General features: G+C 63.5%; 11 protein-coding genes. 9 read left to right on the plus strand and 2 right to left on the minus strand.

Going from position 1 to position 15,618, the window contains the following annotated elements:
• Entirely contained in the window at positions 1-996 is a 996-nt protein-coding gene (locus tag ACF8R4_RS05910; RefSeq protein WP_392491880.1) for an NAD-dependent epimerase/dehydratase family protein, read from the minus strand.
• A gap of 49 nt (positions 997-1,045) precedes the next feature.
• Entirely contained in the window at positions 1,046-1,936 is an 891-nt protein-coding gene (locus tag ACF8R4_RS05915) for a LysR family transcriptional regulator ArgP (protein WP_025753946.1), read from the minus strand.
• 100 nt (positions 1,937-2,036) lie between these two features.
• Here ACF8R4_RS05915 and ACF8R4_RS05920 point away from each other — a divergent pair, with 100 nt between their 5' ends.
• The 9 genes from ACF8R4_RS05920 to ACF8R4_RS05960 all read left to right on the plus strand — a co-directional run bounded on the left by ACF8R4_RS05920 (position 2,037) and on the right by ACF8R4_RS05960 (position 15,606).
• Positions 2,037-2,636 (plus strand): LysE/ArgO family amino acid transporter, encoded by a 600-nt coding sequence (locus ACF8R4_RS05920; protein ID WP_019099626.1) that lies wholly within the window; start codon positions 2,037-2,039, stop codon positions 2,634-2,636.
• A 239-nt stretch (positions 2,637-2,875) separates the two neighbouring features.
• A complete protein-coding gene (locus ACF8R4_RS05925) occupies positions 2,876-3,472 on the plus strand; it encodes a superoxide dismutase (RefSeq protein ID WP_012274023.1) in 597 nt (198 codons plus the stop codon).
• Between the two features lie 259 nt (positions 3,473-3,731).
• Complete coding sequence (locus ACF8R4_RS05930; RefSeq protein WP_060497997.1) at positions 3,732-5,786, plus strand: bifunctional diguanylate cyclase/phosphodiesterase; 2,055 nt, start codon at positions 3,732-3,734, stop codon at positions 5,784-5,786.
• A 157-nt stretch (positions 5,787-5,943) separates the two neighbouring features.
• Positions 5,944-7,281: an imelysin family protein gene (locus ACF8R4_RS05935; RefSeq protein ID WP_104833371.1), complete on the plus strand. Its 1,338-nt coding sequence runs from the start codon at positions 5,944-5,946 to the stop codon at positions 7,279-7,281.
• 277 nt (positions 7,282-7,558) lie between these two features.
• On the plus strand, positions 7,559-8,986 hold the full coding sequence (locus ACF8R4_RS05940) for a di-heme oxidoredictase family protein (RefSeq protein WP_060497999.1): 1,428 nt from the start codon (positions 7,559-7,561) through the stop codon (positions 8,984-8,986).
• A 20-nt stretch (positions 8,987-9,006) separates the two neighbouring features.
• Positions 9,007-10,071: an imelysin family protein gene (locus tag ACF8R4_RS05945; RefSeq protein ID WP_392491883.1), complete on the plus strand. Its 1,065-nt coding sequence runs from the start codon at positions 9,007-9,009 to the stop codon at positions 10,069-10,071.
• Between the two features lie 2 nt (positions 10,072-10,073).
• Complete coding sequence (locus ACF8R4_RS05950; RefSeq protein ID WP_104833372.1) at positions 10,074-11,171, plus strand: DUF1513 domain-containing protein; 1,098 nt, start codon at positions 10,074-10,076, stop codon at positions 11,169-11,171.
• A 231-nt stretch (positions 11,172-11,402) separates the two neighbouring features.
• Positions 11,403-12,551 (plus strand): efflux RND transporter periplasmic adaptor subunit, encoded by a 1,149-nt coding sequence (locus ACF8R4_RS05955; protein WP_060498002.1) that lies wholly within the window; start codon positions 11,403-11,405, stop codon positions 12,549-12,551.
• Positions 12,552-12,561: 10 nt separating this feature from the next.
• A complete protein-coding gene (locus tag ACF8R4_RS05960) occupies positions 12,562-15,606 on the plus strand; it encodes a multidrug efflux RND transporter permease subunit (protein ID WP_104833373.1) in 3,045 nt (1,014 codons plus the stop codon).
• The last annotated feature ends 12 nt before the right edge of the window (positions 15,607-15,618 follow it).

Raw genomic sequence — 15,618 nt, forward strand, 5'->3', positions numbered from 1 at the left:
TCACTGCCCCGGCGGCAGGTGCTTCCACCAGCCACAGAATTCATCCAGCGCTGTCCACAGGCTGACCTTGGGCTGGTAGTCCAGATACTGCCGGGCGCGGCTGATATCCAGGGTGAAATCGCGGCTCATCACCTGCATCCCCAGGCGCGACAAGGTCGGTTGCGGACGCCCTGGCCACAGCATGCAGGCCGCCTCGTTCAGCGCGGCCAGGCTGTAGGCCAGGCCGTAGGAACGGTAGCGGGTAACCTGCGGCAGCTGCATCTGGCGCATCACGTAGTTGACCACATCCCACAGCGGCAGCGGCTGGCCGTTGCTGATGTTATAGGCCTGGCCCAGCGCCCTATCGTCGGCGAACAAGGCGCTGAGCAGCGCCCCGTTAAGGTTGTGCACACTGGTGAAGTCAACTTTGTTCAGGCCATTGCCGATGATTGCCACGCGGCCTTTGCGTTGCATCTGCATCAGCTTCGGGAAAATGCTGGCATCGCCGGCGCCCGTGACGAAGCGCGGGCGCAGCGCCAGCACTTCCAGGCCAAACTCCTGCGCGCCGAATACTTTCTGCTCGGCCAGGTGCTTGGTTTGCCCGTAGTGGTCGTGGAAGCGGCGCGGTACCTGGTCTTCACGGACATCCAGGCGCGAACGGCCATTGAAATAGATCGACGGCGACGACAGGTGCACCAGGCGCCGTACATGCTCCTTCAGGCAGCCCTCGACCACGTTCTCGGTTACCACCACGTTACCTTGGTAGAAGTCCTGGTACCGCCCCCAGCTGCCCACCGCGCCCGCGCAGTGCACCACGGCCTCGACGCCCTGGCACAGGCGACGGGCCAGCTCGGCATCGCCCAGGTCGCCAGGGATGAACTGGGCGCCGCGCTTGACCAGGTGCTCGACCCCTTCGGCGCGGCGGCCGCTGACCCGCACGTCCAGGCCCTGCTCCAGGGCAAAGCGCGCAAAGCGCCCGCCGATGAAGCCGCTCGCGCCGGTGACCAGAATTCGCATGTAAGACTCCGTCTTGCCAGATTTCAGATGCAACTGACGCCAGCCGTGGCTACAAGGGCACCAGCCATTGCCGTGCGGTGTACCGCAGGTGATCGGTCAGTTGCGCGAGCAATTGCCCGCCATTGCGCCAATGATGCCAGTACAGCGGCACATCGATAGGGGTATCGCGACAGATTTCCACCAACTGCCCGCTGGCCAGTTGCTCCCGGGCCTGCAGTTCGGGCACCAGTCCCCAGCCCAGGCCGGCCTCGGTCATACGCAGGAAGCCTTCGGAGGACGGGCACAGGTGATGCAGAAAACCGTCCTCGATACCCAGCGATGCCAGGTAGCGATGCTGCAGGAAGTCGTCCGGGCCATACACGATCGCCGGGGTACGGGCCAGGCGGCTGGCGACAAAACCCTGGGGAAAATGCCGCGCCATGAACCCGGGGCTAGCCAGTGCCCGGTAGCGCATGGCGCCCAGTGGCTGGCTGCGTGCCCCCGCTACCGGGCGCTCACTGCCACACAGGCAGGCCGCCACTTCGCCGGCACGCATACGTTTGAGGCCCACTTCCTGGTCTTCTACCACCAAGTCGGTCAAAACGTTCTGCTGTGCGCAGAAATCCCCCACCGCGCCGGCCCACCAAGTGGCCAGGCTGTCGGCGTTGAGGGCGATGCGCAGGCGCTCCGGCATACCCTCTTCGTCCAGCGCCGGCACTTGGCGCTGCAAGTCACGTTCAAGCAGGCGCACCTGCTGAACATGGTTGAGCAACTGGCGGCCTACCTCGGTCGGGCCAGGCGGCGTGGCACGCACCAGCACAGGCTGGCCGACCCGCGCCTCCAGCAGCTTGATGCGCTGGGAAATGGCCGACTGCGACAAGCCCAGCACTTGCGCCGCACGCTCGAAACCACCCTGTTCGATCACCGCCGCGAGGGCGGCCAGCAGCTTGTAGTCAAACATCGATTTCTCTAATGCCTTATCAGCTTTATTTGTTTTTCTTATACAGGGCCGGTCATCACAATAGCCAGCATCTTCTACGACCTTTCTGGAGAGCCCCATCATGTGGCAAAGCTATCTCAACGGCATGCTGGTGGCCTTCGGGCTGATCATGGCCATCGGCGCACAGAACGCCTTCGTCCTCGCCCAGAGCCTGCGCCGGGAACATCACTTGCCCGTGGCGGCGCTATGCATCGTCTGTGACGCCATTCTGGTGGCTGCCGGTGTGTTTGGCCTGGCCACGGTACTGGCGCACAACCCGACCTTGCTGGCGGTCGCGCGCTGGGGCGGTGCGGTGTTCCTGATCTGGTACGGCGCCAAGGCACTGCGCAGCGCCTGCTCCAAACAGAGCCTGCAGCACCAGGAAGGCCAAGGCATGCGCTCACGCCGCGCAGTGCTGCTCAGCGCCCTGGCAGTGACGCTGCTGAACCCGCACGTGTACCTCGACACGGTATTGCTGATTGGCTCGCTGGGCGCCCAGCAGACCGCCCCCGGTGCCTACGTGGCGGGCGCGGCCAGTGCTTCGCTGCTGTGGTTCTCCACCCTGGCCATCGGCGCGGCCTGGCTGGCACCGTGGCTGGCACGGCCGGCAACCTGGCGCATGCTCGACCTCATGGTGGCGGTGATGATGTTCGCGGTGGCGGCGCAGTTGATCTTCAACTGATGTCAGGCCTGCAAGGACCGGCGTAACGCGTACCGCCTGAAAGCGACCACCATTGGTCGGCGTCCGCCAAGCCGCTCTGGAACCTCTATTCCCTATGTTTGTTGCGTGGTTATGCGCCGGGGCTGGTGCTATGATCGGGCCCTTGCGTCGCAAAGAGTACAAACTCGCCGACGTACATAGGGCCGCCCGTGATCGGCCCTGCGCAAACCGCGAACTAGACCTGAATCAGGAGATCCACCATGGCTTTTGAATTGCCGCCGCTGCCGTACGCCCACGATGCCCTGCAGCCGCACATCTCCAAGGAAACCCTGGAGTTTCACCACGACAAGCACCACAACACCTATGTCGTGAACCTGAACAACCTGGTCCCAGGCACTGAATTCGAAGGCAAGACCCTGGAAGAGATCGTCAAGACCTCTTCGGGCGGCATCTTCAACAACGCCGCTCAGGTCTGGAACCACACCTTCTACTGGAACTGCCTGGCGCCAAACGCTGGTGGCCAACCGACCGGTGCCCTGGCTGACGCCATCAACGCCGCTTTCGGTTCCTTCGACAAGTTCAAGGAGGAGTTCACCAAGACTTCGGTTGGCACCTTCGGTTCCGGCTGGGGCTGGCTGGTGAAGAAAGCTGACGGTTCCCTGGCCCTGGCCAGCACCATCGGCGCCGGTTGCCCGCTGACCAGCGGCGACACCCCGCTGCTGACCTGCGACGTCTGGGAACACGCCTACTACATCGACTACCGCAACCTGCGTCCGAAGTACGTCGAGGCGTTCTGGAACCTGGTCAACTGGGCCTTCGTTGCCGAACAGTTCGAAGGCAAGACCTTCAAGGCCTGAGTCATTCAGCCCTGAACATGAAGACCCGGCCCTGTGCCGGGTTTTTTTATGCCAGTGCCGGCCTCCCGCGCGCGCGCAGGGCGACACGGTTTTGCTTGCTCAGCCCGCATAGCGCGCTAACATCAAATCTCTGGAAGATTGACACAACGCATTCAAGTTGCGGGGTCAGGCAACCGATACACTGCTCATGATCGGCCGATAGTGTATCGTCATCGTTGATGGCAAAATGATGCCATGCGCATGGATTAAGGAAACCCCATTGAAGCTGGAATTGCGGAACAGCTTGTCGGTCAAGTTGCTCAGGGTCGTGCTGCTGTCGGCGCTGGCAGTCGGCGTGGTGCTCAGCTGTGCGCAAATCGTCTACGACACCTACAAGACCCGCCAGGCCGTTAACAACGATGCCCAGCGCATCCTCGACATGTTCCGCGACCCGTCCACCCAGGCGGTGTACAGCCTCGACCGCGAAATGGGCATGCAGGTGATGGAAGGCCTGTTCCAGGACGAATCGGTGCGCATGGCCTCCATCGGGCACCCCAACGAAACCATGCTGGCCGAAAAGTCGCGCCCGCTGCAGGACATGCCCATGCGCTGGCTGACCGACCTTATCCTCGGCCAGGAACGCACCTACACCACACAACTGGTCGGCCGAGGCCCTTACAGCGAATACTACGGCGACCTCAGCATCACCCTCGACACGTCGTCCTACGGCGAAGACTTCCTGATCAATGCGGTAATCATCTTCATTTCCGGCGTATTGCGGGCCTTGGCCATGGGCCTGGTGCTGTACCTGGTGTACCACTGGCTGCTAACCAAGCCGCTGTCCAAGATCATCGAGCACCTCACCCAGATCAACCCCGACCGCCCCAGTCAGCACCAGATACCGCTGCTCAAGGGCCACGAGAAGAACGAACTGGGCCTGTGGGTCAACACCGCCAACCAGTTGCTGGCCTCGATCGAGCGCAACACCCACCTACGCCACGAGGCCGAAAACAGCCTGCAACGCATGGCCCAGTACGATTTCCTCACCGGCCTGCCCAACCGCCAGCAACTGCAGCAGCAACTGGACAAGATCCTCGTCGACGGTGGTCGCCTGCAGCACCGTGTGGCGGTGTTGTGCGTGGGCCTTGACGATTTCAAGGGCATCAACGAGCAATTCAGCTACCAGGTGGGCGACCAGCTGCTGCTGGCCCTGGCCGACCGCTTGCGCGCCCACAGTGGCCGGCTGGGGGCCCTGGCGCGACTGGGCGGTGACCAGTTTGCCCTGGTGCAAGCTAATATCGAGCAGCCCTACGAGGCAGCCGAACTGGCGCAGAGCATCCTCGACGACCTGGAAGTGCCGTTCAACCTCGACCACCACCAGCAGATCCGCCTGCGCGCCACCATCGGCATTACCCTGTTCCCCGAAGACGGCGACAGCACCGAGAAACTGCTGCAAAAAGCCGAACAGACCATGACCCTGGCCAAGGCCCGTTCGCGCAACCGCTACCAGTTTTACATTGCCAGCGTCGACAGCGAGATGCGCCGCCGCCGTGAGCTGGAAAAAGACCTGCGCGAAGCCCTGCCCCGCAACCAGTTGTACCTGGTTTACCAGCCACAAATCAGCTACCGCGACCACCGCGTGGTCGGCGTGGAGGCGTTGCTGCGCTGGCAGCACCCGGAGCTGGGCATGGTGCCGCCAGACCAGTTCATCCCGTTGGCTGAGCAAAACGGCAGCATCATCAGCATCGGCGAATGGGTACTGGACCAGGCCTGCCGGCAACTGCGCGAATGGCACGACCAAGGCTTTAGCGAGCTGCGCATGGCGGTCAACCTGTCGACTGTACAACTGCACCACAGCGAGCTGCCACGGGTGGTCAACAACCTGCTGCAGGCCTACCGCCTGCCGCCGCGCAGCCTGGAGCTGGAAGTCACCGAAACCGGCCTGATGGAAGACATCAGCACCGCTGCCCAGCATCTGCTGAGCCTGCGCCGTTCCGGGGCACTGATTGCCATCGACGACTTTGGCACCGGCTATTCGTCGCTCAGTTACCTGAAATCGCTGCCGCTGGACAAGATCAAGATCGACAAGAGCTTCGTCCAGGACCTGCTCGATGACGATGACGACGCCACCATCGTTCGCGCCATCATCCAGCTGGGCAAGAGCCTGGGCATGCAGGTGATCGCCGAAGGCGTGGAAACCGCCGAGCAGGAAACCTACATCGTTGCCCAGGGCTGCCACGAGGGCCAGGGCTACCACTACAGCAAGCCGCTGTCGGCTCGCGAGCTGACCAGTTTCCTGAAGCAGGCGCAGCGTAACCAGGTTTCGATGTTCTGAGCACGCCTGCCCGGTTACATGCCGTGACCGCCATTTACATGAATTGCACGCCCGCCTCTTTACAGCAAATGCAAATCTTTCGCATGATGTTGCGGTTTCGCGTGCCACGGCGCACGGTCCACCCTTGGTCCAACCACACGACGCAGGAAAACCAACAATGATTCGAATGCCTCTGGCCTCCGCCAGTCTGCTGGCCATTGCCATCGCTCTCGCCGGCTGCGGTGAAGGCAAGGACGACAAAGCCGCCGCGCCGCAGGCCCAGGCACCTGCTGCTGCCGCCACCACCGCTGCCGCGCCCGGGGCTGTCGACGAAGCCGCTGGCAAAGCCGTGGTCAAGCATTACGCCGAAATGGTCCATGCGGTGTACAGCGACTCGCTGAGCACCGCCAAAACCCTGCAGACCGCAGTGGACGCGTTCCTGGCCAAGCCCAACGACGAAACCCTGAAGGCCGCCAAGGAAGCCTGGTTCGCCGCGCGCGTTCCGTACCTGCAGTCCGAAGCCTTCCGCTTCGGCAACACCATCATCGACGACTGGGAAGGCCAGGTGAACGCCTGGCCCCTGGACGAAGGCCTGATCGACTATGTCGACAAGAGCTACGAGCATGCCCTGGGCAACCCGGCCGCCGGCGCCAACATCATCGCCAACACCGAGATCCAGGTGGGTGAAGAGAAGGTCGACGTCAAGGACATTACCCCTGAGAAACTGGCCAGCCTGAACGAACTGGCGGGCTCCGAGGCCAACGTTGCCACGGGCTATCACGCCATCGAATTCCTGCTCTGGGGCCAGGACCTGAACGGCACCGGCCCAGGCGCTGGCAACCGCCCGGCATCCGACTACCTGGAAGGCCAGGGCGCCACCGGTGGCCACAACGAGCGCCGCCGTGCCTACCTGAAAGCCGTTACACAGCTGCTGGTTACCGACCTTGAAGAAATGGTCGGCAACTGGGCGCCGAACGTCGCAGACAACTACCGCGCCAAGCTGGAAGCGGAGCCTGTCAACGACGGCCTGCGCAAGATGCTCTTCGGCATGGGCAGCCTGTCGCTGGGCGAACTGGCGGGCGAGCGCATGAAGGTTTCGCTGGAAGCCAACTCGCCGGAAGACGAGCAGGACTGCTTCAGCGACAACACCCACTACTCGCACTTCTACGACGCCAAGGGTATCCGCAACGTCTACCTGGGCGAGTACACCCGCCCGGACGGTACCAAGCTGACCGGCCCAAGCCTGTCGTCGCTGGTCGCCAAGGTCGACCCGGCCGCCGACGCCACCCTCAAGGCCGACCTGGAAGCCACCGAAGCCAAGATCCAGGTAATGGTCGACCACGCCCTCAAAGGCGAGCACTACGACCAGCTGATCGCTGCCGACAACGCTGCCGGCAACCAGATCGTGCGTGACGCCATCGCCGCACTGGTCAAGCAGACCGGTGCGATCGAGCAGGCGGCTGGCAAGCTGGGTATTGCCAACCTGAACCCGGATACTGCGGATCACGAATTCTGATCCTGCTGTAGCAGTGTTGACAGAGGCGGCCTTCGGGTCGCCTTTTTTGCTTATGGCCCTTTCGCGGGCAAGCCCGCGCCCACAGAGACTGCATTGTACTTGAGACCTGCAGATTACCTGTGGGAGCGGGCTTGCCCACGAAGAGGCCGGCACAGACAACAGATAACTATGGCCAACTGACACCGATTTCATCCAGCAATTGCAAATTGCTCTTATTCAAACACCCCCACTTTGCTAAGCTTGCACGCCGGTTTTTCGTCCACGCCCAGGATTTTGCATGTCCTCGTCGCTGTCCCGACTCTCCCCGCTGCTGCTGGTCCTCGCCCTCTCTGCCTGTGACGACGCCCCGCGTTTCACCCAGGCCGAACCCGGCGAAGCATTGTCGGGCGGCAAGGCAACCGTGCAGCGGACTGACCGCAACGCCTATTCCCTGCCCTCGGCCAACCTCGCATCCGAACGTCGCGTGGACTTCGCCGTGGGCAACAGTTTCTTCCGCAACCCCTGGGTGATCGCCCCTTCCACCACTACCGCCCGCGACGGCCTGGGCCCGCTGTTCAACACCAACGCCTGCCAGAACTGCCATGTGCGCGACGGCCGCGGCCACCCGCCAGCGCCGGGCAACAGCAACGCGGTGGGCATGCTGGTACGCCTGTCGATCCCCGACCAGCCCTATCTGGCCAAGGTCATCGAGCGCCTGGGCGTGGTGCCTGAGCCGGTGTACGGCACTCAGCTGCAGGACATGGCCATCCCCGGTGTGGCGCCGGAAGGCAAGGTACGGGTGAGTTACACCCGCGAAACCGTGTCGTTCAAGGACGGCCATCAGGTCGAACTGCGCAAGCCGGCCCTCCAGATCAGCCAGCTCGGCTACGGCGTCATGCACCCCGACACGCGCTTTTCGGCGCGGGTGGCACCGCCAATGATCGGGCTGGGCCTGCTCGAAGCCATCCCCGAAGCCGACGTGTTGGCCAACGAAGACCCCGATGACCGCAACCGCGACGGCATCCGCGGGCGGGCCAACCGCGTGTGGGACGACGCCCTGGGCAAGACCGTGGTCGGCCGCTTCGGCTGGAAAGCCGGGCAGCCCAACGTCAACCAGCAGAACGTGCACGCCTTCGCCGGCGACATGGGCCTGACCAGCACCCTGCAGCCCAAAGACGATTGCACCCCGGCACAAACCGACTGCCTCGCCGCGCCCAATGGCGACGGCGCCAATGGCGAAAAGGAAGTCAGCGACAACATCCTGCGCCTGGTCACCTTCTACACCCGCAACCTGGCCGTGCCGGCCCGCCGCGACGTCGGCTCGCCGCAGGTGCTGGCAGGCAAGAACCTGTTCTACCAGGCCGGCTGCCAGGGTTGCCACACACCGCAGTTCACCACCGCCGCCGATGCTGCCGAGCCAGAGTTGGCCAACCAGGTCATCCGCCCCTACAGCGACCTGCTGCTACACGACATGGGCCCAGGCCTGGCCGATGAGCGCACCGAGTTCGCCGCCAACGGCCAGGACTGGCGTACCCCGCCACTGTGGGGCATCGGCCTGAGCGAAACGGTGAGCGGCCACAGCCAGTTCCTGCACGACGGCCGCGCCCGTAACCTGCTGGAAGCCGTGCTCTGGCACGGGGGCGAAGCCGAGGCGGCACGCAACTTTGTACTCACGTTCAATGCCGAGCAACGCACTGCGCTGCTGGCGTTCCTGAATTCACTTTAAAACGCGCAAAGGAGCCGGGCATGTTCCGACCCAAACTGTTGTTCACCAGCCTCGCTGCACTCGCCCTCGGCGCCTGCTCGCCGCAGGACCCGCAAGCCGTCACCTCCGCTGCCATCGCCAAGCAGGTCATCCTGCCCACTTACAGCCGTTGGGTCGAAGCCGACCGCATGCTGGCCGCCAGCGCCCTGGCCTACTGCGAAGGCAAGGAAGACCTGGAAAAGGCCCGTGCCGACTTCCTCAATGCGCAAAAGGCCTGGGCCGAGCTGCAACCGCTGCTGGTCGGCCCGCTGGCCGAAGGCAACCGCGCCTGGCAGGTACAGTTCTGGCCCGACAAGAAGAACCTGGTCGGCCGCCAGGTCGAGCAACTGGTCAACGGCGACAAGCCGGTAGACGTCGCGTCCCTGGGCAAGGCCAGCGTGGTGGTACGTGGCCTGTCGGCCTACGAGTACATCCTGTTCGACAGCAAGCCGGACGTCGCCACTGCCGAGCAGAAAGCCCGCTACTGCCCGCTGCTGGTGGCCATTGGTGAACACCAGAAGGTCCTGGCCGAGGATATCCTCAAGAGCTGGAACAGCACCGACGGCATGCTGTCGCAAATGACCAAGTTCCCCAACCAGCGTTACGCCGACTCCCACGAGGCCATCGCCGACCTGCTGCGCTCTCAGGTCACCGCCCTGGATACCCTGAAGAAGAAGCTGGGTGCGCCGATGGGCCGCCAGAGCAAGGGCATCCCGCAGCCGTTGCAGGCCCAAGCCTGGCGCAGCCACTCCTCGCTGAAGAGCCTGGAAGCCACCCTCAAGGCGGCCGAAACCGTCTGGGTCGGGGTCGACAACCAAGGCCTGCGCGGCTTGCTGTCCAGCGATCAGAAAGCGCTGGCGGACAAGATCGACGCCGCCTACGCTACCTCGCTCAAACTGCTGGCCGACAATCAGAAGTCGCTGGGCGAGCTGCTGGCCGACGACGCTGGCCAGCAAACCCTGAACCAGATCTACGACAGCCTCAACGCTGTCCATCGCCTGCACGAAGGCGACCTGGCCAAGGCGTTGAACATTCAGCTGGGCTTCAATGCCAACGACGGTGACTGATCATGCTGCGACGCCAGGCCCTCAAACTCGGTAGCGTTTTGCTCAGTGCCCTGACCTTGGGCGGCTGGAGCCTGTTCCGCAACAAAGGCAGCGAACCTCTCCTGCTTTCGGCGCGTGACGATGGCGACGGCAAGCACTATGCCGTGGGTTTCCGCCTGGACGGCACCCAGGTGTTCAGCACCCAGGTCGCCCAGCGCTGCCACGCCATCATCCACCACCCCGAGCAGCCAATCGCCCTGTTCGTCGCCCGCCGCCCCGGTACCGAAAGCTACCTGGTCGATTTGCGCGACGGGCGCCTGCTGCAAACCGTGACCTCGCAGCCGAACCGGCACTTCTATGGCCATGCGGTGGTGCACAAGGGTGGCGAATGGCTGTATGCCACCGAGAACGACACGACCGACCCTGGGCGTGGCGTGCTGGGCGTGTACCGTTTTGAAGGCGAACGCCTGGTACACACCGGCGAAATCCCGACCCACGGCATTGGCCCGCACGAGGTTGCCTGGCTGCCCGACGGCGAGACGCTGATCGTGGCCAACGGCGGCATTCGTACCGAAGCCGAAAGCCGGGTAGAGATGAACCTCAATGCCATGGAACCGAGCCTGGTGCTGATGCAGCGTGACGGCACCTTGCTGAGCAAGGAAACCCTGGCCCAGCAGATGAACAGCGTGCGTCATCTGGCAGTGGGCAGCGATGGCACCATCGCCGCCTGCCAGCAGTTCATGGGTGATGCCGATGAAACGGCCGAGTTGTTGGCGATCAAGCGCCCGGGCGAGCCGTTCAAGGCCTTCCCGGTGCCGGAGCGGCAGTTGCAGGCCATGGCCCAGTACACCGCCAGCGTCGCGATCCACAGCGACCTGCGGCTGGTGGCGCTGACTGCGCCACGGGCCAACCGGTTGTTTGTCTGGGACCTAGACACGGGTGCGGTGCGGCTGGATGCACCGATGCCCGATTGCGCGGGGGTTGGCGCGGTGAAGGATGGTTTCGTCGTTACTTCCGGGCAGGGCCGTTGCCGGTTCTACGATTGCCGCAAGGCCGAGCTGGTCGGACAGCCGATGAACCTGCCGTCCGGTTTCTGGGACAACCACCTGCATCTCGTCTGACTCTTCTGCAGCCTTCACTGGCCTCTTCGCGGGCAAGCCCGCTCCCACAGGGACCGTACAATCCGCTGACTACGCGGTTTCTGTGGGAGCGGGCTTGCCCGCGAAGAGGCCGGCACAGGCATTTCACCCCCCTCCCCTGAAAAACAGTCAATACTTCCCCCATCCACACGTGGGCAGGATCGCCCGTTGTCGTGTCTAACCGAATAACAACCAATCCAAGGAACCGGACTTATGCTGCGCCGCCGCATGCTCATCATGTTGGCCATGGTTCTGCTGATCGTGCTGGCCCTGGGGGGCTACAAGGCGTTCTCGATCTACCAGCAGATCCAGGTGTTCACTGCCCCCAAGCCGCCCATCACCGTTGCGGCAGCCTTGGCCGAACAGCGCCAGTGGCAAGCGCGCCTGCCCGCCGTCGGCAGCCTCAAGGCACTGCAGGGTGTGGAGCTGAGCCTGGAGGTGGAAGGCATCGTCAAAGCCCTGCACTTCGACTCGGGCCAGCAGGTCAAAGCCGGCCAGTTACTGCTGCAACTCAACGATGACCAGGAAACCGCCCTGCTTGGCACCGCCCAGGCCGACTTGGGCCTGGCCAAGGTCGATTTCGGCCGCGGCAGCCAGCTGGTCGGCGACTCGGCCATCTCGCGCGGCGAGTTCGACCGCCTCACCACTCAGTACCGCCGCAACCAGGCGGTGGTCGAGCAACTCAAGGCGCAGAAGATCAAAAAAAGCATCAACGCCCCGTTCAGCGGCACCATCGGCATCCGCCAGGTGGACATCGGCCAGTACCTGGCCGCCGGCACGGTGATTGCCACCCTGCAGGACACATCCAGCCTGTATGTCGACTTCAACGTACCGGAACAGGCCCTGCCGCAATTGAGCCTGGGCCAGCAGGTGTTGGTGCAGGTAGCCGCCTACCCAGGCCAGACCTTCCCCGCCAGCCTCAGCGCCATCAACCCCAAGGTCGAGGAAACCACGCGCAACCTGCTGGTGCGCGCCACCCTGGCCAACCCCGACGGCAAACTGCTGCCAGGCATGTTCGCCAGCCTGCTGGTGCTGCTGCCTAACCCACAGCCACAAGTGGTGGTGCCGGAAAGCGCCATTACCTACACCCTGTATGGCAACTCGGTGTACGTCGCCACGCCGAAGAAAGACAAGGACGGCAAGCCGGAAAACGACGATAAGGGCCAGCCGCAGCTGATTGCCGAACAACGCACCGTACAGACCGGCGAGCGCCGCGACGGCGTAGTGGTCGTCAGCAAGGGCCTGCAAGCCGGGGAACAGGTGGTTACCGCCGGGCAACTCAAGCTCACCCCGGGCGCCGCGATCCGCATCGGCCAGGACAAAGCCCTCAAGCCCGAACAGGGCGTGCCGGGCAAGGACTGAGGAGGCTGACATGGCGTTCACCGACCCGTTCATCCGTCGCCCGGTGCTGGCCAGTGTGGTCAGCCTGCTGATCCTGCTGCTGGGTTTCCAGGCCTGGAACAAACTGCAGATCCGCCAGTACCCACAAATGGAAAATGCCCTGATCACGGTGACTACCGCCTACCCCGGGGCCAACGCCGAAACCATCCAGGGCTACATCACCCAGCCGTTGCAGCAGAGCCTGGCCAGTGCCGAAGGCATCGACTACATGACCTCGGTGAGCCGGCAGAACTTCTCGATCATTTCCATCTACGCGCGCATCGGCGCCGACAGCGACCGGTTGTTCACCGAGCTGCTGGCCAAGGCCAACGAAGTGCGCAACAAACTGCCGCAGGACTCCGAAGACCCGGTGCTCAGCAAGGAAGCCGCCGACGCCTCGGCGCTGATGTACGTCAGTTTCTACAGCAAGGAGATGAGCAACCCGCAGATCACCGACTACCTGTCGCGGGTCATCCAGCCCAAGCTGGCCACCCTGCCGGGCATGGCCGAAGCGGAGATCCTCGGCAACCAGGTGTTTGCCATGCGCCTGTGGCTGGACCCGGTGAAACTGGCCGGTTTCGGCCTGTCGGCCACCGACGTGACCAACGCCGTGCGCCGCTACAACTTCCTCTCCGCTGCCGGCGAGGTAAAGGGCGAATACGTGGTCACCAGCATCAACGCCAGCACCGAGTTGAAGTCGGCCGAGGCGTTCGCCGCCCTGCCGGTAAAGACCAGCGGCGACAGCCGCGTGCTGCTGGGCGATGTGGCGCGGGTCGAGATGGGTGCGGAAAACTACGACACGGTCAGCTCGTTCGACGGCACCCCCTCGGTGTACATCGGCATCAAGGCCACCCCCGCTGCCAACCCCCTGGACGTGATCAAGGAAGTGCGCCGCATCATGCCCGAGCTGGAGAGCCAGCTACCTTCGGCGTTGAAAGTGTCGATTGCCTACGACGCCACGCTGTTCATCCAGGCCTCGATCGACGAAGTGATCAAGACCCTTGGCGAGGCGGTGCTGATCGTCATCGTGGTGGTGTTCCTGTTCCTCGGTGCCTTGCGCTCGGTGCTGATCCCGGTGGTGACCATTCCCCTGTCGATGATCGGCGTGCTGTTCTTCATGCAGATGATGGGTTACTCGCTTAACCTGCTGACCCTGCTGGCCATGGTGCTGGCCATCGGCCTGGTGGTGGACGACGCCATTGTGGTGGTGGAAAACATCCACCGGCACATGGAAGAAGGCAAATCGCCGTTCGATGCGGCCCTTGAGGGCGCCCGCGAAATCGCCCTGCCGGTGGTCTCGATGACCATCACCCTGGCTGCCGTGTATGCACCGATCGGCTTCCTCACCGGGCTCACCGGGGCCTTGTTCAAGGAGTTCGCCCTGACCTTGGCCGGGGCGGTCATCATCTCTGGCATCGTCGCCCTCACCCTGTCGCCGATGATGTGCGCCCTGCTGCTTCGCCAGGAGCAGAACCCCAGTGGCCTGGCCCACCGCCTGGACGTGCTGTTCGAACGCCTGAAGGTGCGCTACCAGCGCCTGCTGCATGCCACCCTCGACAGCCGCCCGGTGGTGCTGGTGTTTGCCGTGATCATCCTGTGCCTGATCCCGGTGCTGCTCACGTTTACCCAGAACGAACTCGCCCCCAACGAGGACCAGGGGGTGATTTTCATGATGAGCAGCTCGCCGCAGCCGGCCAACCTCGATTACCTCAACGCCTACACCGACGAATTCACCCCACTGTTCAAGGCCTTCCCCGAGTACTACTCATCGTTCCAGATCAACGGATTCAACGGCGTGCAGACCGGCATCGGCGGCTTCCTGCTCAAACCCTGGAACGAACGCGAGCGCACGCAGATGGAGCTGTTGCCGCTGGTGCAGGCCAAACTTGAGGAAATCGGCGGCTTGCAGATCTTCGGTTTCAACCTGCCCTCCCTGCCCGGCACCGGCGAGGGCCTGCCGTTCCAGTTCGTGATCAATACAGCGGGCGACTACCCGGCACTGCTGGACGTAGCACAGCGCATCAAGGCCCGCGCGCAGGCATCCGGCAAGTTCGCCTTCCTCGACATCGACCTGGCCTTCGACAAGCCCGAAGTGGTGGTGGACATCGACCGGGCCAAGGCCGCGCAGATGGGGGTATCGATGGACACTCTCGGCGGCACCCTGGCCACCCTGCTGGGCGAGGCGGAAATCAACCGTTTCACCCTCGAAGGCCGCAGCTACAAGGTGATTGCCCAGGTCGAACGGCCGTACCGCGACAACCCCGGCTGGCTGAACAACTACTACGTGAAGAATGACCAGGGTCAGATGCTGCCGCTGTCGACCCTGATCACCCTCACCGACCGCGCCCGCCCACGCCAGCTCAACCAGTTCCAGCAGCTGAACTCGGCGATCATCCAGGGCGTGCCCATGGTCAGCCTGGGCGAAGCGCTGAAAACCGTTCAGGACATCGCCCGCGAAGAGGCCCCGGAAGGCTTCGCCTTCGACTATGCCGGCGTGGCACGCCAGTACGTGCAGGAAGGCAGCGCACTGTGGGTCACCTTTGGCCTGGCGCTGGCAATCATCTTTCTGGTGCTGGCGGCGCAGTTCGAAAGCTTCCGCGACCCGCTGGTGATCCTGGTGACGGTGCCATTATCGATCTGTGGGGCGCTGCTGCCGCTGTTCCTGGGTATTTCGAGCATGAACATCTACACCCAGGTCGGGCTTGTGACCTTGATCGGGCTGATCAGCAAACACGGCATCCTGATCGTCGAATTCGCCAATCAGTTGCGTGAGGAACGCGGCTTGAGCGTGCGTGAGGCGATCGAGGAAGCGGCGGCGATTCGCCTGCGGCCGGTGCTGATGACAACGGCGGCGATGGTATTCGGCATGGTGCCGCTGATTCTAGCGACTGGCGCCGGGGCGGTCAGCCGCTTTGACATCGGAACGGTGATTGCCACCGGGATGTCGATAGGCACGCTGTTTACCTTGTTCGTGCTGCCCTGTATCTACACCTTGTTGGCGCACAAGACCAAAGCCAAGGAACCTGCCATAGCCTGATCCGGCCTCTTC

Origin of the sequence: Pseudomonas sp. FYR_2 (assembly GCF_043106425.1) — a bacterium.
Taxonomy (GTDB): Bacteria; Pseudomonadota; Gammaproteobacteria; order Pseudomonadales; family Pseudomonadaceae; genus Aquipseudomonas; species Aquipseudomonas monteilii.

Bases quoted from the DNA above. Each gene is read 5' to 3' on its own strand.
- ACF8R4_RS05910 (WP_392491880.1), bottom strand. From the start codon at position 996: ATGCGAATTCTGGTCACCGGCGCGAGCGGCTTCATCGGCGGGCGCTTT.
- ACF8R4_RS05915 (WP_025753946.1), bottom strand. From the start codon at position 1,936: ATGTTTGACTACAAGCTGCTGGCCGCCCTCGCGGCGGTGATCGAACAG.
- ACF8R4_RS05920 (WP_019099626.1), top strand. From the start codon at position 2,037: ATGTGGCAAAGCTATCTCAACGGCATGCTGGTGGCCTTCGGGCTGATC.
- ACF8R4_RS05925 (WP_012274023.1), top strand. From the start codon at position 2,876: ATGGCTTTTGAATTGCCGCCGCTGCCGTACGCCCACGATGCCCTGCAG.
- ACF8R4_RS05935 (WP_104833371.1), top strand. From the start codon at position 5,944: ATGATTCGAATGCCTCTGGCCTCCGCCAGTCTGCTGGCCATTGCCATC.
- ACF8R4_RS05940 (WP_060497999.1), top strand. From the start codon at position 7,559: ATGTCCTCGTCGCTGTCCCGACTCTCCCCGCTGCTGCTGGTCCTCGCC.
- ACF8R4_RS05945 (WP_392491883.1), top strand. From the start codon at position 9,007: ATGTTCCGACCCAAACTGTTGTTCACCAGCCTCGCTGCACTCGCCCTC.
- ACF8R4_RS05950 (WP_104833372.1), top strand. From the start codon at position 10,074: ATGCTGCGACGCCAGGCCCTCAAACTCGGTAGCGTTTTGCTCAGTGCC.
- ACF8R4_RS05955 (WP_060498002.1), top strand. From the start codon at position 11,403: ATGCTGCGCCGCCGCATGCTCATCATGTTGGCCATGGTTCTGCTGATC.
- ACF8R4_RS05960 (WP_104833373.1), top strand. From the start codon at position 12,562: ATGGCGTTCACCGACCCGTTCATCCGTCGCCCGGTGCTGGCCAGTGTG.